Annotated in this window: 23 protein-coding genes and 2 pseudogenes; 7 read left to right on the top strand and 18 right to left on the bottom strand. The window is 60.3% G+C overall.

Annotation, left to right across the window (positions count from 1 at the left end):
* Positions 1-404 precede the first annotated feature (404 nt).
* A pseudogene (locus tag KHO31_RS22760) lies at positions 405-1,532 on the top strand (ISKra4-like element ISBusp5 family transposase).
* Between the two features lie 35 nt (positions 1,533-1,567).
* Here the strand turns inward: KHO31_RS22760 and KHO31_RS22755 are convergent.
* From KHO31_RS22755 to KHO31_RS22700, 12 genes are all read right to left on the bottom strand, one after another.
* Entirely contained in the window at positions 1,568-2,272 is a 705-nt protein-coding gene (locus tag KHO31_RS22755) for a maleate cis-trans isomerase family protein (protein WP_201085358.1), read from the bottom strand.
* Between the two features lie 72 nt (positions 2,273-2,344).
* A complete protein-coding gene (locus tag KHO31_RS22750; protein ID WP_201085359.1) occupies positions 2,345-3,046 on the bottom strand; it encodes a hypothetical protein in 702 nt (233 codons plus the stop codon).
* 56 nt (positions 3,047-3,102) lie between these two features.
* Complete coding sequence (locus tag KHO31_RS22745) at positions 3,103-4,176, bottom strand: asparaginase (RefSeq protein WP_201085360.1); 1,074 nt, start codon at positions 4,174-4,176, stop codon at positions 3,103-3,105.
* A 1-nt stretch (position 4,177) separates the two neighbouring features.
* Positions 4,178-4,585 carry a non-heme iron oxygenase ferredoxin subunit gene (locus KHO31_RS22740; protein WP_201085361.1) on the bottom strand — a complete coding sequence of 136 codons (408 nt, stop codon included), beginning with the start codon at positions 4,583-4,585 and terminating at the stop codon, positions 4,178-4,180.
* A complete protein-coding gene (locus tag KHO31_RS22735; protein ID WP_201085362.1) occupies positions 4,582-5,520 on the bottom strand; it encodes a dihydroorotate dehydrogenase in 939 nt (312 codons plus the stop codon). The genes KHO31_RS22740 and KHO31_RS22735 overlap by 4 nt, the downstream gene beginning before the upstream one ends.
* Positions 5,514-6,401: a dihydroorotate dehydrogenase electron transfer subunit gene (locus KHO31_RS22730; protein ID WP_201085363.1), complete on the bottom strand. Its 888-nt coding sequence runs from the start codon at positions 6,399-6,401 to the stop codon at positions 5,514-5,516. The genes KHO31_RS22735 and KHO31_RS22730 overlap by 7 nt, the downstream gene beginning before the upstream one ends.
* A complete protein-coding gene (locus KHO31_RS22725; RefSeq protein ID WP_236060943.1) occupies positions 6,398-7,045 on the bottom strand; it encodes a nuclear transport factor 2 family protein in 648 nt (215 codons plus the stop codon). Before KHO31_RS22725 ends, KHO31_RS22730 begins: the two co-directional genes overlap by 4 nt.
* Positions 7,042-8,427, bottom strand: a complete 1,386-nt coding sequence (locus tag KHO31_RS22720) for an NAD(P)/FAD-dependent oxidoreductase (RefSeq protein ID WP_201085364.1) — start codon at positions 8,425-8,427, stop codon at positions 7,042-7,044. Before KHO31_RS22720 ends, KHO31_RS22725 begins: the two co-directional genes overlap by 4 nt.
* 10 nt (positions 8,428-8,437) lie before the next feature.
* Positions 8,438-8,836: a cupin domain-containing protein gene (locus KHO31_RS22715; RefSeq protein ID WP_201085365.1), complete on the bottom strand. Its 399-nt coding sequence runs from the start codon at positions 8,834-8,836 to the stop codon at positions 8,438-8,440.
* Between the two features lie 8 nt (positions 8,837-8,844).
* Complete coding sequence (locus KHO31_RS22710) at positions 8,845-9,249, bottom strand: cupin domain-containing protein (RefSeq protein WP_201085366.1); 405 nt, start codon at positions 9,247-9,249, stop codon at positions 8,845-8,847.
* Between the two features lie 43 nt (positions 9,250-9,292).
* Complete coding sequence (locus KHO31_RS22705) at positions 9,293-9,700, bottom strand: hypothetical protein (protein WP_201085367.1); 408 nt, start codon at positions 9,698-9,700, stop codon at positions 9,293-9,295.
* Positions 9,701-9,716: 16 nt separating this feature from the next.
* On the bottom strand, positions 9,717-11,033 hold the full coding sequence (locus KHO31_RS22700; RefSeq protein ID WP_236060941.1) for an aromatic ring-hydroxylating oxygenase subunit alpha: 1,317 nt from the start codon (positions 11,031-11,033) through the stop codon (positions 9,717-9,719).
* Positions 11,034-11,352: 319 nt separating this feature from the next.
* Between KHO31_RS22700 and KHO31_RS22695 the strand changes: the two genes are divergently transcribed.
* The 5 genes and pseudogenes from KHO31_RS22695 to KHO31_RS39385 all read left to right on the top strand — a co-directional run bounded on the left by KHO31_RS22695 (position 11,353) and on the right by KHO31_RS39385 (position 15,197).
* Positions 11,353-11,727 (top strand): hypothetical protein, encoded by a 375-nt coding sequence (locus tag KHO31_RS22695; RefSeq protein WP_201085368.1) that lies wholly within the window; start codon positions 11,353-11,355, stop codon positions 11,725-11,727.
* Positions 11,728-11,789: 62 nt separating this feature from the next.
* Entirely contained in the window at positions 11,790-12,380 is a 591-nt protein-coding gene (locus tag KHO31_RS22690; protein WP_201085369.1) for a TetR/AcrR family transcriptional regulator, read from the top strand.
* Between the two features lie 263 nt (positions 12,381-12,643).
* Positions 12,644-13,957 (top strand): MFS transporter, encoded by a 1,314-nt coding sequence (locus KHO31_RS22685; protein WP_201085370.1) that lies wholly within the window; start codon positions 12,644-12,646, stop codon positions 13,955-13,957.
* A gap of 119 nt (positions 13,958-14,076) precedes the next feature.
* Positions 14,077-14,649: pseudogene (locus tag KHO31_RS40060) on the top strand (porin); the annotation flags it as partial.
* Between the two features lie 59 nt (positions 14,650-14,708).
* Positions 14,709-15,197, top strand: coding sequence for a porin family protein (locus tag KHO31_RS39385; RefSeq protein ID WP_236060935.1), 489 nt, complete (start codon positions 14,709-14,711; stop codon positions 15,195-15,197).
* A 372-nt stretch (positions 15,198-15,569) separates the two neighbouring features.
* On the opposite strand, the gene KHO31_RS22670 is transcribed toward KHO31_RS39385, so the two are convergent.
* From KHO31_RS22670 to KHO31_RS22650, 5 genes are all read right to left on the bottom strand, one after another.
* The gene (locus KHO31_RS22670; RefSeq protein WP_201085373.1) at positions 15,570-16,691 is read right to left on the bottom strand and encodes a porin; all 1,122 of its coding nucleotides are present in this window, start codon (positions 16,689-16,691) and stop codon (positions 15,570-15,572) included.
* A 274-nt stretch (positions 16,692-16,965) separates the two neighbouring features.
* Positions 16,966-17,553 (bottom strand): ethyl tert-butyl ether degradation protein EthD, encoded by a 588-nt coding sequence (locus KHO31_RS22665; RefSeq protein ID WP_201085374.1) that lies wholly within the window; start codon positions 17,551-17,553, stop codon positions 16,966-16,968.
* Between the two features lie 182 nt (positions 17,554-17,735).
* The gene (locus KHO31_RS22660; protein ID WP_201085375.1) at positions 17,736-19,187 is read right to left on the bottom strand and encodes an amidohydrolase; all 1,452 of its coding nucleotides are present in this window, start codon (positions 19,185-19,187) and stop codon (positions 17,736-17,738) included.
* A complete protein-coding gene (locus tag KHO31_RS22655; protein WP_236060965.1) occupies positions 19,187-20,614 on the bottom strand; it encodes an amidohydrolase in 1,428 nt (475 codons plus the stop codon). The genes KHO31_RS22660 and KHO31_RS22655 overlap by 1 nt, the downstream gene beginning before the upstream one ends.
* A 180-nt stretch (positions 20,615-20,794) precedes the next feature.
* Positions 20,795-22,123, bottom strand: a complete 1,329-nt coding sequence (locus KHO31_RS22650; RefSeq protein ID WP_201085377.1) for an MFS transporter — start codon at positions 22,121-22,123, stop codon at positions 20,795-20,797.
* Between the two features lie 352 nt (positions 22,124-22,475).
* Between KHO31_RS22650 and KHO31_RS22645 the strand changes: the two genes are divergently transcribed.
* Positions 22,476-23,414, top strand: coding sequence for an NADP-dependent oxidoreductase (locus KHO31_RS22645; protein ID WP_201085378.1), 939 nt, complete (start codon positions 22,476-22,478; stop codon positions 23,412-23,414).
* A 24-nt stretch (positions 23,415-23,438) separates the two neighbouring features.
* Here the strand turns inward: KHO31_RS22645 and KHO31_RS22640 are convergent, their stop codons facing one another.
* Entirely contained in the window at positions 23,439-24,389 is a 951-nt protein-coding gene (locus KHO31_RS22640) for a LysR family transcriptional regulator (protein ID WP_201085379.1), read from the bottom strand.
* Between the last annotated feature and the right edge of the window lie 129 nt (positions 24,390-24,518).

Genomic DNA, 24,518 nt, shown 5'->3' with positions numbered 1-24,518 from the left:
GGAAGCCAAAAACAATAAGTAAAAGTCTGTTTTCTAATCCTTTGTATTAACGCCACGAATAATCGCCGGCAGTGAATGAGGGGGGATTGCGTCGTCCGCGCTGTCCGCCGAACTGCTCACCCCAAATGCGATGTGAACAAGAAACGAATCTCGGTTGTAGCCGCTGCTGTCAGGGCTACCAGGACTGAATACGGCGGCTTCGGTAACGTTGTACGTGCGTAGTGGATGGCCAAATGTTAGGTCAGCGTTTAAAGGACGTGCGTTACGGGGCTTCAGGATTTCCATCGATTCGCCTATCACGCAGTGCGTGAACCGGTCATGCTTTTGGTGGAAGCCGTTAAAAAGCCTGGGAGACGAGCGCACAGCGGGGTATCGTATCCCTAACGACGAGACTAGGAGCCACCATGCGATGCACGATCGTTCTTGAGTTCGATAACGGCGATTGGAGTGTGGTAAAGCGGGTTGAGGTCATGCGGTTGCACAGGTCCATCGAAGACTAGACGCCCGGAGACGTGGGACTGTCACTCAGTGAAGGCAAGTCTTTGCTCAATTGTGTGCAGCAGGAATTCGTTGTCGAGCAGATCGAACGTTTTCTCGCCTCGCGTAGATCCTGTATGGATTGCTGCGTCCAGCGTCGCCTGCATGATAATCATTGCTCGGAGGTGAAGACCGCGCTGGGAAAGGTTTACTATTGCCGCGAACGATGGAAGGCCTGCAATTGCGGTGCTGACGGAGGCAAGTACCGGTGAACTGAGATGGCTGCACGCGGAGCTTGGCGCCACGATGCCCTACCGGCAAGCCAAGGCCGTCATGGACCTTCTGCTACCCACCTCAGGTAGCGACAATCATGTAACCATTCGCAACCACACCGTGGCCATCGGAAAATCGATACAGCACGCACGGCCGGTGCGTCCGTGGTGCGAGACGGAAAAACCGATTGCGGAGCTTGGCATTGACGTCGGCTATGTCCGTCGCGCACGTTGCAATCGCAAGGGTTCGGGCAAGGAAAATCGCTCAGAAGCCGGGAACTGGTCGTCGTCGATCGCAGTCGTCGATGTTGCTTTGGGCCAAGCCGGTGAGCAGCCACGAGTGTGGGCTTCCGCCACTACGTTTGAGTCGGGCGCACAGCGGCCTGGCAGCAGTTTGCAGCTAGACTCGCTCACTTGCTTGATCTACGTGAGACACGAGATCCGGCAGTGAGCAGCCAGGTCAGGAAAGCGATCGATAGCCTCTCGAATGTGGTCACGTATCTCGACAGCAACGCTGATTCGCTGGTCGACTATCGCACATGGCAATGTGCGGGAGGGCGGATCTCCACCGGCTTCGTCGAATCGTCAATTAACCGAATCGTTGGCCGTCGAATGTGCAAGAGCCAGCATATGCGCTGAAGTCGCGTGGGGGCACACAGTGTCGTGCGATTGCGCGTCGCGTTGTTGAACCAGGAATTCCACGAACTCGCACGACGACAGTTTCCGTGGATTGGACAGCGACGTGTTACGTGGCCTTGGCAACGAACATCCCAGTCTTTTTAACGGCTTCCTTCAACAGCTGTGCTCTCGATCCGCGCTCAACAATGCATCAAGCGTCCGTAGCCAGAAGGCCGCTCTCCGATGTTGAGCGTTCTCAGGCAATACCAGAGCAATGCAGCGTTACTCGTCACGACGGGCCGAGCGATCATCTGTTCGATCGGCCCGATCACGCCGCTCACTCGCACGCCTGCGCAGCTGATAATTAACGCATCGTATCCGCCGGGCAGTTGCGACGCGAGTTCGATCCAGGTGTGCGGATCGAGCATGGCCTGTTCGAATGGCGTACGACATGGCCGGCTCGCATGCGACACGACCTCGGTGCCGCGCTCTGCAAAGAATTTGATTTCCGCGGCGACCACGTCGTGATGGTAGGGCGTGAGCAGAGCGATCCTGCGTGCGTGCAGCACATTGCAGGCTGCCAGCACGGCTTCGATCGTCGTTACCGCACGAATGCCGGTGGCGGCGCGAATGCGCTCGTTGACTTTCTCGGGACCACTCACCACGCCCGCCGCCGTACAGTTGAGCGCGATCAGATCCACTCGGGCGTCCGCAACCAGCGAGGCGTGCAACTCGAGGTCGTCGATCAGACTACGATCCGATTCGACAGACGTGTCGCGAAATGGCAAGCGGGTCGTCACGAACTGCACGCCTTCAGGCGCCATCGCCTGGATCTCGAAGTCGCACAGGCCGCCCGACGGGTACAGATGACCAATTCGCGCGAGATGGCCGAAACCGATGCTCATAAGAAAACCTCTCCAGTGCCTGCTTCGCGTTCGCCGTCCGGAATACTTGCCTGTTTGCTCTTCGGCGATGCCTTAGTCGAAATTGTAGGTACGCGCCAGCATCGGATGATGGATGTTGCTGCCTTTGAATGATGGAAACGACTCGAAGTCCTCTCGCATCGCGTGGCGCACCGGCGAATGCATTGCCTCGGTGATAGCTGCCGCGCTGTCGAACATCAGCTTGTTGCGCTGCATGTAGTGGACACGTGTACAGGGCATTGCGTCGAGCCAGTCGATGCGCGTGAAAATCTCGATTTCACGCACGCCCGGAAAATCGAACATGATCTGCGGGTGATGGGTCAGGTAGTAGTTGAGCCACTCGTCGAGATCGAGTGCCTCTCCAGGATAGTGAACGAGGAACTGGCACGGCAGCGAACCGTCCGCAACGCGTGCGACCGGATCGGCCACCGGGAACGGCCGGCGCAACATCGCCTGTTGTTCGACGCGGCATCCTTCGAGGCTCACGAGCGTCGCGTTCGCGAGCGACTGCAGGTGGCCGTTCGCTGCGATGGCGGCTTCGAGGTCGAACATGCTTTCGTAGTCGAGCTGCATCGCGAAGATCGGCGATGGACCGTCGTTGGTGTAGTAGTCGTCGGCCGACTCCGGCGTGTAGAGCCGCGCACGCGACAATGCCGGGATCGTGGTGGTGATCGACGTAATCGCGGCCAGGTCGTCTGCGGCGATCCGTGCGCGCGGGTCGGGGTGGATAAACGTCAGGAGGTACGAAAAACGCATGGGATGGCCTTTATGCGGGCAAAGCGATGACAGGTTTTACGGTGTAGGTCTTCAGACTACAGGGCCAGCAGAATGCGCTGGATCCGTTCGCGGCGTTCACCGGGGCTTGCGGAGCCATCGGGCAAGCTGAGTGCGAGCATCAAGGCAATCCGCAGCTTGACGGGGGCGAGATCGCCACCTGCGACGATGCCGTCGCGCTGGAGGAACGCCTGAGGAGGCACGACGCCCCGCGCGGCACGGCTCGACTGGACCACCACCACGCCCGCTTCCACCGCGTGCCGGTACGCTGCGATCTCGCCCGCTGCCGGACGTCCGGGCACGAGCCCGGCGCTCACGATGCCTGCGCTGCCGGCGGCGACGAGAGCATCTACCGCAACGCCGTCTGCCCCAGCGTACGACATGACGATATTGACGCGTGGCATCGTCATCGCCTCGTCCGATTCGACGATCGCCCGATCGAACCAGGGCGCGGCATTCTCGGCCGCCCGCGCGGGCCACGCGCCGCGTCGCCACGTAATGCGTGCATCCGCCTCGACGCGCGCAACCGGGCCGAAGCCAGGCGACTCGAACGCACCCAGCTCGAAGCTGGCCGCCTTCGTGACGTCGCGAGGGCAGAACAGCCAGTTGTCCATCGCAACCAGCACGCCGTGCTCCGCGCTGCCCGGATCGCGAGCCGCGGCGATCGCGGCGCGCAGATTCACCAGTACGTCGCTGCCCGCCGTATTCGCCGGGCGCTGCGCGCCAGTTACGATAACCGGTACGTCGATGCCATGCACGAGTTGCAGGAACCATGCGGTTTCTTCGAGCGTCGCGGTGCCATGCGTCACAATAAAGCCGGTTATCGACGGATCAGCCTGCGCCGTGCGATGAATCAGCCGCGCCAGCTCGACCCAGTCGTTAGGTTTGATCGCGACGCTACCGAGCGCGCGAAATGTGACCGGCAGCAGTTCGACGTCGGGTGCAAGTTCACCGAGCATATCGAGCAACGTATCGATGGGATGCACGACGCCACTTTCCGAATACTCGATCCAGTCGAATGGATCGCGCGCGTGCATGGCGAAGGTGCCGCCGGTTCCGATTACTGCGATTCTGGGCGACCGGCCTGCATTGATCGAGGAAAGTCGGATCATGTCAGTGACTCAACCGCACATACAGATTACCTTCATCCAGGCGTACGTCGTGCCGGCGCGTATCGCGCACGATCGGCGACGTCGTGCCCTTTCCTGTGCGTATATCGACAAGTCCCGCATGCAGCGGACATTCGATCTCGTGTCCGTCGAGAAAGCCTTCGCTCAGCAGCGCGTTGCCGTGCGTGCAGATATCGTCGAGTGCGTAGATTTCACCGTCGACGCGAAACAGGCCCACTCTCACCGAAGCGATCGTCACGCCATGGCAGTCCTTGCCGTCGAAGTAGGCGTCCACTGAACCCACCAGATGCCAGGCGTCCGCCGCTACCGTACCGCCTGCCGCGAAGTCGACCGTGGCTTCCGGAGCCGACAGCGAGCGTCCGCACACGGACGCGATCGGAATCACTTTCATAGCGCGTACTCCTTTTGCAGATTGATTACGTCGTGCTGCTTCATCGCGCCGATCACGTCGCTGATCCGTGCGATTCCGCGCCGTTCGCAGAACGCGCGCAGGCCATCTATCGCACGCGGCATCGCGTTGGGCGTGACGATGTTAGCGGTGCCGATCTGCACCGCCGTGCAGCCGGCGAGCATGAATTCGATCGCGTCTTCCGCTGTGCTGATGCCTCCGCAGCCGATCACCGGAATCTCGACTGCCTCCGCGCACTGATACGCCATCCGAAGCAGGATCGGTTTGGTGGCCGCGCCGGTCAGTCCGCCCATTACGTTGGCGACGCGTGGCTTGAACGTGTTGACGTCGATCGCCATCGCGAGAATCGCGTTGCAGCAGACCAGTGCGTCGGCGCCGGCGGCCTGCGCGGCGAGCGCCACTTCCACGATGTTGCCCGCATTCGGCGTCATCTTGACCCACACCGGAATATCGGTGCCCGACTTCATCGCACTAATGACCTGAAAGGTGGCTTCCGGGTCCATACCGAACGCCTTGCCGTTCTTTTTCAGGTTCGGGCACGACACGTTCGCTTCGATCGCCGCGATGCCGCTCTTGCCGAGCCGGGCCGCCAGTTCACCGAATTCTTCAACCGAATTCGCCGAAATGCTGCCGACGATCGGCGGGGAATACTGGCGATAGAACGGCACCGTGGTGTCGATGTAGTAATCGACACCTTTGCTTGGAATGCCGATCGAGAACAGGGTGGCATCCTTGAATTCGGCGACGCGCGGCGGAGGCACGCCTTCGCGAATGTCCGCGGTAATCGTCTTTGTGACGATCGCGCCGAGACAGCTGAGGTCGAATACGCGCGCATTGCCGTCGGCGAATGTGCCGGAGGCGGGCATGATGGGATTGGCGAGCGTGAGACTTCCCACCTTGACGCTGAGATCTACCATGACGTGGTTTCCTGCAAATCGAAGACGGGGCCGTCCCAGCACACGCGCCGGAATGTCAGGCGGTCGGAACCGGTGCTTTCACGGAAGGGCCGCACACAGGCATAGCACGAGCCTATGCCGCAACCCATGTGCTGCTCGATCGCCGTTTGGCCCGCTACGCCCCATTCGTTACCCAGTTGTTGCAGCAACACGAGCAGGCGGTTCGAGCCGCACGTCGACAGGAAGTCGAACGGCTGACCGGCATGCAAGGCGCGCAAGTGCGCTTCGAGTTGCAGCGGGTCGCTGTCGCCGTCTTCGTCCGTGACGATATGGACCGTCGCACCCGCTTCACGCAAACGCTCCGCCGACATCACTAGCGCCTTGCTGCGTGCGCTGAGCACGGCCGTGACGCGTGCGCCGCGCGCTATCGCATAGGCAGCAAGCGGCGACAGCGTTGCCAGACCGACGCCGCGTGCGAGTAACAGGAGATGCTGTGTGCCGCCGGGCAACGAGAAGCCGCTGCCAAGCGGGCCGAGCGCGTCCAGCGTCTCGCCCGGCTGCAACGTGGCGAGACCCTGTGTACCGGCGCCTTGCACCTTGTACAGAAACTCGACGGTGCGCAATACCGGGTCCGCGCCGTATACGCTCATTGGCCGGCGCAGGAAGGTGCTTCCCGAAGCGCCCGGTGGGCAAGCGAGATGAAAGAACTGGCCGGGCTGCGCGAGCGACGCGCCGGCCGGCGCCTTGACGATCATGTGCCGGTATTCGGCGTTGACGGGTTTGTTGGCCAGCACTTGGCAAGCGTGTTCGGCGATATCGAGCGGCGCACCGCAGCAGTCTGCGGCGCTTGGTGTGTCTAACGCATCGTGTGTCGCGCAATGCGACAGAGTGGCCTCGGTCATTGTGGAATGTCCTGAGTGCGGGCCGCGCGAATGGCATCGAGTCCCGCGAAGTTTCGGGCGATCGGCAGCGGCGTGTCGGCGAGCGTCATCATCTGCAGATCGGTAAATTTCATATAGCTGATCAGCCAGCGGCTGCTGACCGGGTCGCGCCGGTAACGCTCCGATGTCACGGCGCCGAGCCAGACCGCACGCGCATGGGTATCGTCGCCGTCGCGCAAGGCGACCTGCATCAGGCGCCATGTCGCCTCCGCCTCGCCAGCCGTCACGTCGACGCGCAACGCTTCGCTCACGTAGTAGTGCATCGCGTAGCGCCACGGTGACGACAGGAACCAGCGGGCAATCGCCTCGCGACCCACCAGGTCGCCGCCGAAGCCGTTGCCGCCGGCCCAGACTGCGTCCTCGGTGAAGCATGCCGCCTGTCGGCGCGCGACCTCTGCGAGTGCGTCGGCGTCGATCTTCCGGTAGTCGGCGGTGTACTTGGCATCGGCGAGTGCGCCGTAATGGGCCTTTAGCGCACGGATCGCCTCGATCGCTTCGAGCCGGGCAATACGTTCGCCGAGCGTGGCCGGGGCGGCGTCGAACGGCATCGGGCATCCGTCTCCGGTAGCGGTCATCCCGGGGTCCCACATCGATGTCGCGCTCATGACGTCAATTCCCGCAATGTCACTTTTGGATCGGCGAGGCTCGCTGGGTCCACCGAAATGCCGTTTCCGACGAGTTTCTCGAGGAAGCGTCGTTCGCGGCCCGCGTTGACGAGCACGCCCGCGACGACTTTGCCGTCGCGAAGGCTGAACGCCAGCGCGGGACCGGCACCCGGCTCGCCGCGCAACACGACTTCGTCGCTCGGGTCAGGCTGGCCAACCACCTGGATGTTGTAGCCGAGCTGGTCAGTCCACATCCACTGCGTTTCGCGATAAGGATGCGGACGCCCAACGAGCGCCTCGGCTACCGCCAGCGCCTGGTTCTCCGCATTGCGCCACGTTTCCTGACGCACGCCGCCCGAAGCAGATCCTTCCACCGCATTGCCGAGCACGTGTGCGACATCGCCGACTGCGTAGAGCCAGGGTGCGCGAGGGCTGCGGCACCACTCGTCAACATTGACGCCGTGTCGTCCAGCGAGATCCGTGTCCGCGAGGAAAGCAGGCGAGCAGTCGACACCGATTGCGATCAGCACCGTATCGGCGGCGACATCGAAGGTCTCTGCGCCTGTGCCGGTACGTTTGCATCGCACCGCGTAGCGAAGCGGAGCATCGGCATCGTAGGGCTTTTGCTGGGCATTGGCGGTCGTGACGATGGCCTCGACTGCGACACCGGATTCGACGCGTACGCCGCGTGCACGATGCTCGCGCAGCAGCCAGTCGGCCATGACGGGAGGCAGGCAGCGTGACAGCACGCGGTCGCCGGCTTCGAGTACCGTGACGGGCACGCCGAGATCGAGCGCCGCCGACGCCACTTCCATACCGATAACGCCCGCACCGATGATGACGAGTCCGAGGCTCTTACGCAGTGCGCGACGTAGCGCCAGACTGTCGTCGATCGTGCGCAACACGTGCACGCCAGGCAGGTCGGCGCCCACGATCCCGCTGTCGCGAGGCTGGCCGCCGGTTGCGACCACCAAACGGTCGAAGCCGATCTTTGTACCGCTCGCGAGCGTCAGTAGGCGTTGCGCCGTATCCAGCGCAATAGCGCGGTCGTACATGCGCTCGATGCGTGCATCGCGCAACGAAGGGCGGTCCCAGAACGCGGCAGGCGCGAGCGCCAGCGACGATGCCGGGGCGCCGGAAGGCGCGGCCGGTTCGGTCACGGCGGCGACCGGTTCATCCGTCCACGGTTCGGTTTCGCTTGTCAGCCAGTCTTTCGACAGGGCCGGGCGCTCGTAGGGCGCGTGACGTTCGTCGCCGATCAGCGTGATCCGGCCGGGAAAGCCGAGCGCTTGCAACTGCTGCGCGACGCGGCCTCCGGCATGTCCGGCGCCGACGATGACGACGTGCTCAGGTACGGCTTCAGCGGAAATATCGTGAGCCATGACGAAGTCCTCACGCAGATTGTCCGGACGGGCTGCCGGACGTAGATGCACTCGCGTCGAGCGACGTTCCGGCGCGATACAGCACGCCTCTTGCGCCAACGCAGGAGAAACGGCGCGGTTCACGCGGCGGAATCAGGATGGCTTCTCCGGCGACGAGGCGGTAGTGTTCGCCGGCAGCATCGATGTCGAATTCGCCTTCGAGGATCGCAACTACTTCCTCGCCGACGATGCCAGCGGGATGTTCACGTACTTCGCCCTGGTCGAACACGTCGAATTCGGTCGACAGCAAGGCGCCTTGCGCGCGAATGCTCCCGCTCGCCACCGCCGCATCGCGCCAGCTGTCGGCCGCTCTTACCGACGTGCAGTGCACATCACCTTCGGCCGGCTGGTTGACTGTTTCCATTTGCATGTCTGCGCTCACCGGTTCGCCAATGGGTAGTACGGCGTGTCGTCCTGCGCGCCATATTCCGCGCGCGGCGGCGAGACCACGTTCAGGCGCATGCTGACGCCCTCGGCGCCATAGCGGTTTTTGCCATAGTGGCTAAGACCACCCGGAATGATCATCGCGTCGCCCTGCGCGAGCGGACGCTCCATGTCCGGCGAATCGGGCCGAACCTCGAAAATCGAACACGAACCCAGCACCTGGAGCGAGGCTTCTTCGCCGTGGTCGTGCGCCTTCGCCGGCAGATTCGTGCCTTCCTGCTCGACGAACTTGATGACGGCGACGCTCATCGTCTCGCCGATCATCGTCTTCATGTACAACCCGTTTTCGACCACGGTCTTCAGACCGTGATCGATACCAAACACCCGACATCTCGCCATTTCCGCCTCCTTCATTTTTGCGCGCCGTCGATCGCGTTGCCGCTTACGGCAGCGGGCGCATCACGAACGACTCGTCGGCCCTGAAGCGCGACGACTCGTAGCCATCGATCACCGACGGCTGGTTATAGAACTCGATCGCCGGGGCGATCTCGGCAAGCGAGAGCAGCAGGTACATCATCGTCATCGCTTCCGGATGCTCATCAAGCGTCCCTAGTGCGTACTGGTTCAGATAGGCCACCACATCGTCGACTTGCGGCAGGATCGCGTCCCGGAATGCGAGGATCGCGTCCATACCGACCGTGTGGCGCTGTGTGTTGCGTTCGGTTTCGGTTTCCAGTGCCCAGACGTGGACGAATGGCGCGAGCGATTCGAATCCTTCGGGAAGAGGGCGAACGGCCGGCGTGGCCCTCCTGATGAACGCGACTGGCTGGACTTGAATTTCAGTTTGCATTGCGATGACTCCGGATTCAGGCCGACGTTGCGGCACTCGCGGCCCCTTCGGCCAGGATGCGTTCGACAACGTGATACGCGTGCCGGACGAGCAGTTCGTTGTCCTGGAGGACCATGACTTTTTTCGCGCCGGTTTCGGCGGCGCGCTGGGTGCGCTCCAGCGTGCTGAAGTCTTCCAGCAGGACGTCGCGCAAGGCGACCTTCATGTACTCGAGGAAGAAGCGGCCGCCGGGCGTCGTCATTTCCGGGTAGAAGACGCGCGCGTCGACCAGCGTCTGGTTATGCGAGATCGGACGGAAGTTGTACGCCTGGCAATAGTTCGGGCGCAGCGACACGTAGAAGTCGGGGAACATGATGTTCATATCGAACAGCCAGTTCGGACTCTTCGTCCAGTTGACGCCGGACGGCAGCGCGTCCATCGGGAACGCATACTTCGCGCTGCCGATGCCGGCACGCAGCGCGGCCGCTGCGATCGGGCGCTTCTGTCCGGCGTCGGAGAGCGCGTTCTGGGCGGCGGCGCCACCTTCGGTCAGCGCCTTGGGATTGCCATAGACTGATTTCTGGTTGCCCGCCAGCGACAGGCGGCGGTGGAACTCGCCGCACAGCGCGTCGAGTGGCGGCATGCTTTCGTTGTCGGTCTTGTCGATGGCGTCGGCGATCGAGTTGCCGTGCACATAAGCGACGTGGTACGCCTCCTGAAACGCGTCGAGCGCGAGCTTCCAGTTGCAGTTGACGACGGTCTGCCAGCCGAAGCCCGAAGTCATTTTCTCGAACGGGTAGCCTTCGACGTCGCCGAACATCGGCTTCATATAGTCAGCGAGCGAAATCGCCGGGTTTGGATCCATGTTGACGAAAATGAATCCTTCCCAGACGTCGCAGGCGACGCGCGACAAACCGAACTGTTCGCGATCGAGGCCGAAGAAGCACTTCTCATCCGGCACGCCAGTCAGCTTGCCGTCCAGGTCATACGCCCAACCGTGGAACTTGCAGAAAAACTTCCGCGTATTGCCGCATTTGTCGTAGACGATCTCGTTCATCCGGTGTGCACAGACGTTGTGCATCGCGCGGATCTCACCCTGACGATTGCGCACCACGATGATCGACGTATCGCAAGCGGCGAGATCCTTGACGAAATAATCGCCGGCTTTCGGGATTTCCTCGACGCGGCCGACCTGGAGCCACGTCTTCTTGAAAATGTGCTCCTTCTCCTGCTCGAAATACTCGGGCGAGATGTAGGGTTCGACGGGAATCGGGCCGGAGCCCAGTTCGGGATAACGGCCAGTCAGCGTGCCTGCGGGCGCGGGGACATCGGAGGAGAGTTGGATTGTGGACACGATAGCAACACCTCAAAAACGAATGTCGTTTAATAATGAATCACATTCTGTTTTGGAAAAAAACCGAAGTCAAGAGGGTGTGTCTGGAATTTGCGAAACTTGTATTTCGAGCGTGCCTGGCCGTCGCGACACTTCTAGAATCTGGGCCGTCGCTTTCCTCGTGACAGAATCAGGATGACGAAATGAGGCACACGAAGCGGGAGAAGATCGCCGCAGCCTCGTTCACGCTCTTTCGCGCGCAGGGATTTACGGGCACGACGATGGCGGAGATCGCCGCTGCGCCGCAGATGACCGTGCACAAAGCGATCCCGCGGCGCGTGTGTGGCGATTGCTGCGTGGGCTCTGGCATGACATTCCCGCAGCGGATTCGAGCTTTGCGAATGCGCTGGTCGACGCCCTGTCTCACGCGGGAGTGCGCGAGCGGCCAACGAGCGCATTCCTGGACGAAATCGAGCATGTCATCGCCGAACTCCTGCACGTGTGTCTCGAGGAGCCATTGCGGCCGGGCGGACATTGCGTCGACAGAACCATCGTCGCGCGGCAGATCTGGACGGCGTTCGACGGTTTCGTGATCAACCGTCAGCTCGGTGGCGCTCGCGACATCGAGCGTATTGCCGCGCTGGTGAGGTCATTGCTGCGAACTGGAGATGCCGCCGCGGCTTCATCCGCCACGCACGAGAAAGTCCCGGCTTGATACGGCGGCTTGTTAAAATTGCGTCACTTCCGATCCTCTTCCTTCCGAACAAGAGCCTCTCTGTGCCGCAGATCAAGAAAGCCGTGAAGCGCGATGCCATTTTGACGGCCGCATTCAACGCATTCAGCGAAAAAGGTTATTCAGCAACCACGATGACCGAAATTGCCCGTCTGGCGGGCACTACAGTCGCGAATCTCTATGTCTATTTCGATTCGAAACTGGTCATCCTTTACGAAATCTACGAACCGTGGCTGATCGAGCAACTGCACCGGCTGCGCGCCGAAGTGGCGTTGCTCAATGGCCCCCGAAAAAAGGTCGAGCGTATTCTGGTCGGCATATGGGGAGATATCCCCGCCGCCGACAACGCGTTTGCCAACGCGCTGATCGACGCGCTGGCGAGCGCGCCCGCCGGACTCTCGAAGCCCAACAATCTGCTGGTGTCCGTCGAAAATTTTCTGACGCAATTGCTGAAGGACGCCTTGCCGCCCGAGCGCATTGGCGCGCTCGGCGGCGATCTTTTCGCGCACGTGATCTGGATGGCTTTTGATGGATTCGTGATCAACCAGCGCATTGGCGACCATCGCGACATCCAGCACATCACGCAGATGACGGCCACGCTGCTGCTCGGAGAGGAGCCGAACGGCTCGCCCTGACGTTCTGTCAGGACTTACCCTGGTCTGGTCGGAAAACTTTTTGAAACCTTTGACCCACTCAATATGGAATGGCATTCTTTATTGAAGCGCAGGACGAATGGTGTGCCTGCGCCGGGCTGGCAAACGTGACAGCATGCCCGCAGGAGCCGCGACATTGGCCGACACCCCGCAGTCCGGCATCGCGGTGGAAGCGGCATTCAGCATGCTGGCACTCGATTTGCCTGATCAAGTCATCCGGCAGCTCCGTTCGAGAAAGGTTTCCCATGGCGGCAATCTCCGAAAGTCCTCATTCGTTCGCGGTCGATCCCCCTGCGCGCACCACTAACCGCGTTCTTGCTCTTTGCTTTTTGACCATCGTCACCGAGGGTTACGACATCGGTGTAATGGGCACCATCGTGCCGTCGATGCTTGCCGACCCGGTCTGGAAGCTCACGCCGATCGAGGTCGGCGCCATGAGCAGCGCCGCGCTGTTCGGCACGTTGTTCGGTTCCTATTTCATCAGCGTGCTGACTGATCTGATTGGACGCAAGCGGCTGCTGATTGCCTGCGTCGCGCTGTTCTCTCTTTCGATGTTAGGCGCAGCGCTCTCTCCGACCCCGTTTGTCTTCGGCGTGATGCGGTTTATCGGGGGGCTCGGGCTTGGCGGGGTCATTTCCGCGGCGGCCGCGCTGACCGTCGAGTACTCGCCGGCGGCGAAACGCAATCTGAACTTCGCCATCATGTACTCGGGCTATGCGATCGGCGCGCTCATTTCGGCCGTGGCAGGCATCGCGTTCCTTGGAGCGCACGGTTGGCGTTTTGTCGTCGGCATTGGCGCGCTTCCATTGATCGCGATTCCATTCCTGATCGCCATGCTGCCGGAATCGCTCGCCTACCTGATGGCGAGCGGAAGAACGCGGGAAGCACAGACGCTGGCTGAGCGGCTTGGCTTGTCCCTGTCCGCGATCGATGCTATCCCGGCCGCGAATGCAGCGGGGCCTTCGATAAAGAGTGTGTTCGACGAGGTGTTTTCGCGCGGCAATCTCTGGCCGACGCTTTGCCTATGGGTTGCGCAGATAGCCGCTGTGCTGGTGATCTACGGACTCGGTACCTGGCTGCCTCAGTTGATGCGCAAGCTTGGCTATGACCTGGGTTCGAGCCTGACGTTTCTCGCGGTATTCATGCTGTCGTCGGCTATTGGCGGGATTCTGATCGGGCAAGTAAGTGATCGCATCGGCGCGCGCAAGACCATCGTGGGCGGCTACGTGATCGGCGCGCTCGCGATCTGCGGTCTGACGATCAAAGGCAGCGTGACGACGAATTACGTTCTCGTAGCGCTTGCCGGGCTGGGTAGCATTGGCGTCGCGATGGTCCAGCTTGGCTACATTGCAAACTTCTACCGTCCGTTCGCTCGCGCGAGTGCCACGGGATGGGCAGTGGGCATAGGGCGTTTCGGCGCTATGGCAGGTCCGATGGTTGGCGCCTGGTTTGCTTCGTCCCACCTCGACGTCCGGCTGAATTTCGTGGCATTCGCCGTGTCCGGTCTCGTCGCAGCGCTGGCTATCGCGCTGAGCAGCTCGAAGCAACACGACGTTTGATTCTTTCGAATTACCCGTAACGGAAATTACGTGTTGGCGACAGAGCTTCCGTTGCGCTAAGGCGAATAACGGGCGGATGCCGCACGCGCCTGCATAGAAGTATCCATCTCGCAGATCATATGAAATCAATAAATCATTGTGCAGAAAAACTAGTTAGGTATCCTTGTCGTATTGAAACTGCTGCTACGGTTTTATTGAATTCGCTTGTCTCTGTTCCTGCTCACGCTCAAAGCAGTGTGACGCTCTACGGCAGTATCGATGAAGGCGTCGGTTACGTTACTAACGAGAAAGGCCATTCGGCGACGGTGACCGGGCCTATTTCCGTTCCGGACCAGTTCGGTTTCAAGGGAGGCGAGGATCTCGGAGGCGGGCTTAAGGCGATCTTTCAGCTCGAAAATGGATTCTTCTCGAACACCGGTGCGTTGGCAACATCGGGCGTGTTGTTCAGTCGCAAAGCATTCGTGGGCCTCAGTGACGACACATGGGGTACGCTTACCCTGGGTCGGCAATGGGATCTGACAGATGACGTTCTTCTGCCCAATGCAAACGGTGCGTTCCAATACAACTATTTTATGTATCACCCGGCCAACATCGATAACGATGCGGTAACCCCCGTGAACAACACGATCAAATATAGCAGTGTCCCATGGCGCGGCGTCTCTGCACGCATGATGTACGGATTCGTTGATCCATCCACATCGCAGGGGCGATATGTCGGGGGGCGCTCATGTACAAATCCCGCGGTCTCTAGGTGGGTGCGGTCTATAGCGACACCCGGAACAAGTTGTATGCGTTCAATACGACTCTCGGCTACAACGAGTTTCTCGGTCAGAACCTGTCGGGTGGCGCAGCCTTCAAGGCGAGAGATACCCAGATTATTGGAGCCGCAGGCACTTACTCGTTCAACAGGCAGTGGGTCGTTCATTGCGTCGCTGACACCGTCCGGATTTCAAGCAATTCTGCGTCGACACGAGCCACGAGGACCGAGCTTGGCGTCGACTGGAACGTGACGCCGTTCGACACGGTGTTGCTCGGAGGTTACCGAACCTGGTTCGGCGGCAAGACGTACACGACCGCGGGATTGTCGAATCTGTATCGCCTGTCGGTCCGTACGATGCTCTACGCGGAAGCGACATTTGAACACGCGGGGGGCGGGACTCGTGCCGCAATGATCTCGCTTGCGCCGTCGTCAGGCAGCGAGCAGGCATCTTTGCGAATCGGGATGCAGCATTGGTTCTAAGCGTCTGCTCGACGCCGCATGGGCCGAAGCAGAAGGATGACCGGCGGTCGCACCGTTTTCCCTCCGAAACGGCAAGTAACAGGGTTGTCGGTCATATACGGATCAAGCCTCTACAAAGGCATCTGTCGACACCCGGTAGCACAACTTCATTTTCCGGCGTACTGCGGATTTCTACGGCAATTGAGATGGTTAACATGGAGGTTGCTGGCTGCATCTGTCCCGCCGTCAGCTTGCTTCACAATATGCGTAGCCGTTAAAAAACGCATGCGCCTGATTATTCTAGGTTGTGCCGCCTTGTATGCTGTCGGAATGCGCCTCGACAAGCTCGCGCACCCGCCAGCACACACTGCCGTTCTCTCGAAGCCGGGGTTTCTAGAACTTCTTCCGGATCCCGACTAGGGCCATGAACTGGCTGTTGTTGCTGGACATCGCCGTTCCGTTGAGAATCCACGCATGAGCCGTACCTGCGGCCCTTTGGTAGACAAGGTTGCTGTACAAGTCGACTGTCTTCGACAGGAAGTAGTTGATACCTAATGCACCCTGGTTGTAGTGCGTGTTCCCGCCGGCGGCAACGGTGCTTCTCTGAGTCGTGTAGAGATAGGCTGCAGTCAGTATCGCAGCGGGCGTGAGCTGATAGCGCAAGCTCGTTTCGTAGTTGTTGAACTTCAGTGTGCCGCCGATGGTCGCATCGAAGGTCGCATGCGTAAAGACGACGTTCGCGAGGAGCGAGCCAAAATTATACGAGCCGCCGGCGCCCCATACCGTGTGCTTCGCAATGCCGCCAGCGGCAATCGTAGGCAGTGCGCCATAGGTGTTGTCCGACGATTCCGCGCCTGCCGTGCTGTATCCTGGCTGATTAACCGTGAAGAAACCCGCATCGAGGCGGAAGGGCCCGTTCAGATAGTCGGCGCTGGCGCTCCACAGGCGATTGGTATTGATCTGACCTGGAAGGTTCGAAAACGCATACAAGGCCTTCGCCGTGAACCCGGCGAGGGTCGGTGTCGTGTATTTGATTGCGTTGTTGGGCCTGAACGTGGCATTCATGTCGTCGCTGTCATATGGGTGGAACGTATAGCCTGACATATATAAGGCGGCCATTTCGTTGCCCACATCTTCCTGGAACGGCATGTATTGGCGACCGGCCGTTACGCTCCCCCAACTGTTGCTAGTGAGGCCCACGTACGCGCTACGACCGAACATCCGGCCGCCTTGTCCGAGCGCGCCATTCTGAACGTTGAAGCCGTTTTCCAGTCTGAAGGTGACTTTCGTACCGCCGCCGATGTCTTCGAAGCCGAGCAAGCCCCATCGGTTGGCTGACATACCGCCGGGCAGCGCCTGAATGCCGTGATTGATGTGGCCATTGGTCGAGCCCATGTTGCTCGTGTAGCCAATTGCCGAATCGACGAGCCCATAGAGGGTTACGCTGCTTTGTGCGTGTGCGGCGCCTGCGATGGAGCCAAGCAGGGTAGCGGTGACTAGAACTTTCCTACACATTTTAAACATCCTCTTAAAGTGCTGCGTAGATCGCCTGAATTTTTGTTAGTGTTGTTAAATGTTTCGAGACGATTCGTTGACGAAATTGATTTTCAACCAAAACGAAATATCTTTAGGTGCTAAGTATTACTAATATTAGAGTGTGTGGTATGAGGCAGTGATTGAAGACTTATCTGGTTTATTTTTCTCCTTTGTCAGCTATGTCCATCTTCAGAATGCCGGCCCTTTGAGGTGCGATCAGGCGGCAAGTCATCCAGATGGCAGGGTCAAACGTTCAGACGAACAATGGCGGTGTTTCGAAAGACGTCTCGTTGCCCGGAGCAATTAAATTGGTGAGCATCGGGTAGTGGCAAGCTCGCCCCAAGAACGCCGGAAATCGGTCATTGTCTTCTCGCATTCGCGCACGCACGGGCGACGTCAGCGCCTCGGCGAGCAGTTGCGACGAAGGGAAGGTCAGCATGTTTCGCTGCATGTAGTTCACGCGCGTCCATGGCATCGACTCACACCAGTCGACCCGCGTGAATACGTTGACCTGGCGTACGTGTGGGTACTCGAGCATGATCTGAGGGTGATGTGCGATGTAGTAGGAAAGCCAGTCGTTGAAATTTTCCGCAGTGCCCGGGTAGTGCACGAGATAGCTGCACAACGTCGGTTCGGTGGTCGTCCTCGTGAGCGGCAGAAACGTTCGGGTGAGCATGGCTTGATGCGTGACCTGGCTTGCGCCCAGCGCGAGCCAGTCATCCGACTGCGCAAGCCGCCAGAGATGTCCGCCCTCGGTGAGTTGTGACTCGAGTGCCTCGATGCTGGCGAACTCGAGCCGCAGCGCGAGCACGGGCGAATGCCCGTCGTCGTGATAAGTCATGATCTGGGCGGGTGTATAAAGCTCTGCCTTCTTTAAGTTAGGCGTCGCGCGGATGGCTTCCTGAATGAGCCGAGAATGTGTCGCGCTTACCCGAGCGTTCGGATCTTGCTCGTTAGTCGCTGTGATGAAATAAGAAAATGTCATGGGTCAGGTCAAGTGCGTGAAAGGATTGCGGTTGGGCGCTAGGTAAGGTTTCCCTTTTCCGTCCTTTTACGCAGCGGCGGCGCGAGCACCGATTCGGGAATAGGGCAGACATAGGGACGTCCGCCGGTAAGGCGCGCATGTTCTGCCTGAGCTGCACCGATACGCGACGGCTCCGTCAGCAGATCTACAGCGGTCGCCGCGAGTACCTTTGCCGCATGCAGCATTCCTTTGTGTGCGGCGGGCAGTTTCCCCTGTGACACCAGTTGCCACGTGTGCATGTTGGTACCCACTGCGTAGCACGCGCCGAGGTATTGGGTTGTCGGCACGACCCAACTCACGTCTCCCACATCGCTCGATCCTGTCAAGGAGCCCGGTTCGTCGTTCAGTGGAAGCGGCATGTCGGCAAGTCCATGGGCATCGGCGGGTCCTCGATAGGCGTCGAGACATTCCTGCAAATCCCCCGAGCTGATGTTTCCGGCGAGCCGCGTGACGAAATCGCGGTCGGACTGGTCGAAGGGAGGGGGACCGAAACGCTCGAGGTTCGCCATCACCAAGGCTTCGATCGCTTCGTTGCGAAGGACGTCCGAGCATGCGCGATCGACTTCGACCTCGACGGTTGTTTCGGTCATCAACGCCGCGCCCGCGCCGATTCGCCGAACGCGCTCGAACAGCGCACGCGCCTGCTCGATGTTCGGCGCGCGGACGACGTACAGCACTTCGGCAAGAGCCTGAACAACGTTTGCAGCGAGGCCGCCCGCATCGGTGATTGCGTAATGGACGCGAGCCTCGGCGGGCATATGCTCGCGCAGGAAATTCACGCCGACGTTCATCAGTTCAACCGCATCGAGCGCGCTTCGTCCGAGATGGGGTGAAGCCGCCGCGTGCGAGGCCACGCCAGAGAAGCGGAAGAATGCCTGAATCACCGCCAGCGATTTGTACTTGAAAATCCCCGAGAAAGGACCAGGGTGCCAGGTCAAGGCGAAGTCGATTTCATCGAAGACGCCTTCGCGAGCCATGTATGTCTTGCCGGCACCGCCTTCCTCGGCTGGACATCCGAAGTAACGGACGATTCCACGCAAATCCTGGGACACGAGGTAGTCGCGCGTGGCAACTGCCGCCAGCATCGCACCGACACCAAGCAGATGGTGGCCGCATCCGTGTCCGCTACCCCCGGCGCATACCGGGCACGCTTCAACGGCCGCGGCTTGCTGGCTCATGTTCGACAACGCGTCGTATTCGCCGAGGAAACCGGCGATGGGTCCTTCATTCCCCGCCTGGGCGACGAATGCCGTGGGCAGACCGCCCAGATTTCTCGTGATCCGGAATCCTTCGCGCTCAAGCATCTCGATCTGCGCTTCAACTGAGCGAAATTCTTCCCAGCGAGTTTCGGCAAGATCCCAGATCCGATCCGCAAGACCGATAAAGTCGTCACGCTTTGCTTCGACAAACTGCTCGATGAGTCCGATCCGCTGGTTATCTTCGCGCTTCATCACGCGTTACCCCCAGCGTATTGGTGCGGAAACGCCCCCCGAACCGAGCCTCTTTGCGTTCGGCTTTCTTTAGCTATGGGAGGAAGCACGTCGTCCGGAATGGGGCAGACGTAGGTTTCACCCGCCGATTGCTCACGCAGTTCAGCCTTGGCCTGCTCAAGCAATGAAGGACTCGCGTAGAGCGCTGCGGCGGTGGCAGCCATCACCTTCGCGATCTGAAGCATGCCCTTGTGCGCGATCGACGATTTGCCTTGGGCGACCAACTGCCACGAGTGGAACGGCGTGCCCAGCGCGAAGCAGGCTCCGAGGCAGCGGGCTGTCGGTACGACCCAGCTGACATCCCCTACGTCGGTCGACGCCGGCAACAACGATGGCATCAATTCAGCGGGCAGGACTCCGTCATGGAGGACTCCCCGAAGCCGATGGGCGCCGAAAATCGACAAGCTTCCCTGTGCCTCGGCGGGTGAAATGGCGGCGTGCATGCGCGCGGCAAAATCGTGATCGACGGTGTCAAAGGGCGTCGGACCGATTGCGAGCATGCGCTCGTACATCAGATCGGACAGAACCTTGTTGGGCTTCATATTCGACATTGCCTTTTCCACCCGGCACACGACGGTGGTGTCGGTCATCATCGCGGCACCATCCGCGATCTTGCGCAGCCGCTCGAGCAGTGAATGGATCGTGGCGAGTTCCGGTGCGCGCAATTGATAGACGACCTCGGCGCGAGCCTGCACGACGTTGGGCGCTGACCCTCCCGTATCGTGCAGCGCATAGTGAAGACGGGCGTCGCTCGGCATGTGCTCGCGCAAATAGTTGGCAGCGACGTTCATCAGTGTGACGGCGTCGAGTGCGCTGCGCCCCAGGTGAGGCGCGGCCGCCGCATGTGCAGCGACGCCGCTGAACGTGAAGCGCGCGTGGAGCGTCGCAAGGGTTGTCATCGCATCGATGGCGAGGACGCTCGCAGGATGCCAGGTGAGTGCGCTGTCGAGATCGGCGAATGCGCCGGCTCGCGTCATAAACGTCTTTCCGGCTCCCCCTTCCTCGGCGGGGCAGCCGTAATAGCGAATCCGGCCCGCGCGCCCGGACGCATGGAGCCAACCCTTGATGGCGAACGCGGACATCAGCGCTGCGCCGCCAAGCAGGTTGTGACCGCAACCGTGTCCGCTGCCGGCGTCTGCTGTCGGTTGACGGGTGGCGGAGTTGGCGACCTGGCTGAGGTGAGGCAACGCGTCGTACTCGCCGAGAAAGCCGATGACAGGGCCGTCATCGCCGGCTTCGGCGACAAACGCAGTAGGGATGCCCGCAACTTCCCGCGTGATCCGGAAGCCATGCCGCTCGAGCTCGCGGATTTGCAGTTCCGCCGACTCGTACTCTGCATAGGCCGTTTCAGCGAGGTCCCACAACCGGTCGCTCAGGTGTACGCACATATCACGGTACGATTCGATCCGTGCGGCAATCTCTTGATCGAGTTGATCGAAATTCACTTGCTCTCCAGTTCGATTGAAGCAAGAAGCCCGTTGCTGTTCAACCCTTAGTCGAAATGACATGCCAGGCCTCGCAGTCGAATGACGAACACTTTTAGCTAGTCGCGATGTTTCGACGGACTGCTAGATACCCGCTTTGGCGTGAAATACGCTATTGCGTCTCATCGTTGAGCGATGTCGCAGGTAGAGGGTCAGCACCGCAAGCAGCGAAATGATGTTTGCGGCCAGCAGGTACCAGGCGGGCGACATCGGATCAGCTGTTCTGGCGGCGAGCCATGCGACGATGACTTGCGCGCTACCGCCGAAGATCGTGGTCGGCACGCTGAAACAAATGGATACGCAGGTGCTGCGGATCGCGTTCGGAAATATCTCGGGAATGAAACATAGCTGGAACGGCGCCATCAACACGCGCAACAGCGTCAGCAGCGCTACCATCGAGAGAAAGGTGCTGGCGGTGCCGCTCTGGGTGACCCACATGAAGGCCGGGATGATCGCCAGAACCATCAGGACTTGCGGCAACACCATCCACTTGGTGTTGGGAAACCGGTCGTAGATCAGGCCGGCGGCCAGTGACGCGACGATTCCCACACCGCCCGTGATGAGCCCGACCAGCATCGAGGTCGATGTGGGCAGATGCAGCACGCGCAGACCGTATGTCGTCATGTAGTACCCGACGACATACACCGTGATCGTCGGTCCGATCAGCACGGCACAAGAGATCAGCAAATCGGACAGATGCTTGCCGACAATGACGGATGCAAGCTCAGCCGTGCCTTTGGCCGCGGACTCGGTATCGAGGGTCTCGCTCAACTGCTTGCGGATATATAGCCCGATCGGCGCGATCAGCAAGCCAATCATGAACGGCACGCGCCAGCCCCATTCGGCGAGCGCCGCGGGTGACAGCATCGACGACACGACGTAGCCGACCAGGCCGCCGAGCAGCGAAGCGACGCCTTGAGTCGCAAGCTGCCAGCTCGTGTAGAAGCCACGCCGGTTCGAGGCCGCCATTTCGAGCATGTAGGTCGTCGCGGGTCCCATTTCGCCGCCAGCCGAAAATCCTTGTAGCAGGCGGCCAATGACGACGAGGACAGGCGCCGCCATGCCGATCGTCGCATACGACGGCGTGAACGCGAGGACCGCGGTGCCGAGCGCCATCAGGCCGATCGTCAGAGACAACGCCGCCTTGCGCCCTGAACGGTCCGCGTACACCCCGATGACCACACCGCCGATTGGGCGCGCAATGAAACCGACACCGAACACGGCGACCGACGCGATCACCTGACTCGCCTGAGAAAACGCCGGGAAAAACGCTTTTCCGATGAATACCGCAAAAAAGGCGTAGACCGTGAAGTCGAAGAACTCCAGGGCGTTACCTACGACTACCGCGACGAAGTCGAGGGTCGAGGCTGTGTGGACCGTCGAGTGCTCGCACCCGTTTGCTTGATTTGACACACCCGTCTCCGAATTGAGTTTCCGTCGGCGCAGTTGCCGTCCGGTTTAAAAAATAAATTCGTTCTTTTTATTGTCGTCAACGTGCCAAAACGTCGTGAATTCGATCACGCAATCCGGGCATCGGTGCTGCCGTCAATCGCAACAGATGCGCAAAGCCGGTGCAGCTTCATGGCGAATGTACGACACCAAATTTTTGATGGAGGAGACAACCGTCGGTCAACGGCAACACTTTCATTCAGCTACTGGCGCACGATCTGTCGACCTACTCTACGTCGCCATGGATGGAAAGATCAGGGGCCGGTGGGCACGGCGAATCTTTCAGAATTAACTATTTATTGGCGAAAAATAACTCATGCAAACAATCCAGTATTCTCGATATGGTGGTCCCGATGTGCTTGAGCGTGTTACGCATCCTGATCCAGTCGTCGGGCCTGGCGATGTCCGGGTCAGAATGCGGGCGGCAGGGGTCGCGCCTCTCGATACCAAGCTCAGGGCCGGATTGCTCCAGCAACATTTCACTCTCGCGTTCCCGATGATTCCCGGACGGGACGGTATCGGAGTCGTCGATCAGGTGGGCGAAGGGGTGCGTGAACTGGTGGTCGGCGACGTCGTCTGTGTACTGGCCGATCTGACTCGCGGCGGTACTTGCGCGGAAATGATCGTTTGCTCCGCGACACGCGCCGTGCTGAAACCCGCTAATTTGTCGGATCATCAGGCGGCGGTGCTGTTACAGCCCGGCATTAGCGCATGGAGTGCGGTGGTGCGAGCGGCGCGTGTCACGCGCGATGCGCATGTGTTGATTCACGGCGGGGCGGGCGCAGTCGGAAGCTTGATGGTGCAGCTCGCGCGACATCTGGGGGCTCACGTGAGCGCCACATGCCGGGCCGACAACGTCGACTACGTGCTGGATCTCGGTGCGCATCGGGCGATTGCCTATGATCGCGACGATTTCAGCACGCTGCGCGACCAGGATGTGGTATTCGACCTGATCGGCGGCGCCGTGCATGCGCGCTCCTATCCTATCTTGCGACGTGGCGGAAACCTTGTGTATTTGACCGCGGATTCCATAGTGGACCGGGGGGTGGAATTCGGCGTGACAGTCACACGCGCGACAGTAGACGATCAGCGCGAGGCTCTGCTCGCGGTCGCGCAACTTGCGGAGCAGGGGATATTGCGGCCCGCGATTGCCGGTGTGTTCCCCATTGCCGATACGGCAGCGGCGCACCGCGCACTCGAAACTAGGCAGGTCACGCGTGGCCGACTCGTGCTGGAAGTGGACTTCGATTCCTGACCGCGGGTTGGCCGCGCGTATCGCCTATAGCAGGCACTCGACCGAGTTGAAGAGCCGGCGCTTGAAAGGATCGTCGGAGGTCATGGAGGTGCGGATGACACTGGTCAGGCACTCCACAAAGCATTTTGCCGCGTTGCTGAGCGGTGCGGCGCGCCGGTAGATGAGGCTGATCTCCCCTTCGGCAATGGAGTCGATGAGCGGGAGGACGGATAACCGCTCCCTGCTCAAGAGCAGTTCCGCGAGCGGCCAGGGCATGAGCGTCAACATATTTGTGTTGGCGACCAGCCCGAGCGCGATTCCGCTGGAATGTGATATATGGATACGCGGTTCGTAGGCCCGGCAGTATTCGGCGAACGCGTTGTCCGAAGCGAGCTCGTCGACGGAAGAGTCGCGATTCAGAATCCACTCGGCGTCCTTCAATTCATGCAGCGATCTACATCCTGCCAAGCGATGTTCTGCCCGGCCGACCACCGCGTAGCCGGTTCGAAACAACGGGACATGTGTGAACTCCTCCGTTTGCGTAACAGAGCTAGCCCTTCCAATCGAGATATCGAGCGTTCCGTCGCGCAATCTTGGTATCGACACGGTTGCCAATCCTTCGAAGAATTCGATCTTTACCTCAGGCATACGCGTCTGGAACATGCCGACAACCTCTCCAAGCAACGTTAGACCGACCCACGACACCGCTGCAATCGACAGGGTGCCGTCCCTCTTGCCGGATAGCAGCTCCATTTCCTGCCGCGCTCGCGCCAATTGTCCAACTGTCAGCCTTGCATGCCCGAGCAGCGTCTGACCTGCCTCGGTCAGCGTCACACCCGTGGGCTCGCGTACGATCAGTGTGACATTCAGATCCTCCTCGAGCTCGCGTATCGCCTTGGTAATGGCGGCCGGCGAGAGGTCCGTGGCGCGGGCTGCGTTCCGAATGCTGCCGGTGTCGGCGATCGCAACAAGTGCGCGGAGTTGATGTAGCTTCATGGTCAATGTATGACACCAAATTTTTTCAGGAGGAGACAACCGGGGGTCAACGGCAACACTTTCATTGAGTTGTTGGCTCGTTATCTGTCGACTACTCTACGCCAACAGAAAGTGGAAAGATTTGCGCCC

The sequence above is a fragment of the Paraburkholderia domus genome (assembly GCF_905220705.1).
GTDB lineage: Bacteria > Pseudomonadota > Gammaproteobacteria > Burkholderiales > Burkholderiaceae > Paraburkholderia > Paraburkholderia domus.
The sequence above is the reverse complement of the archived record's forward strand: the minus strand, read 5'-3'. Positions and strand labels throughout refer to the sequence as shown.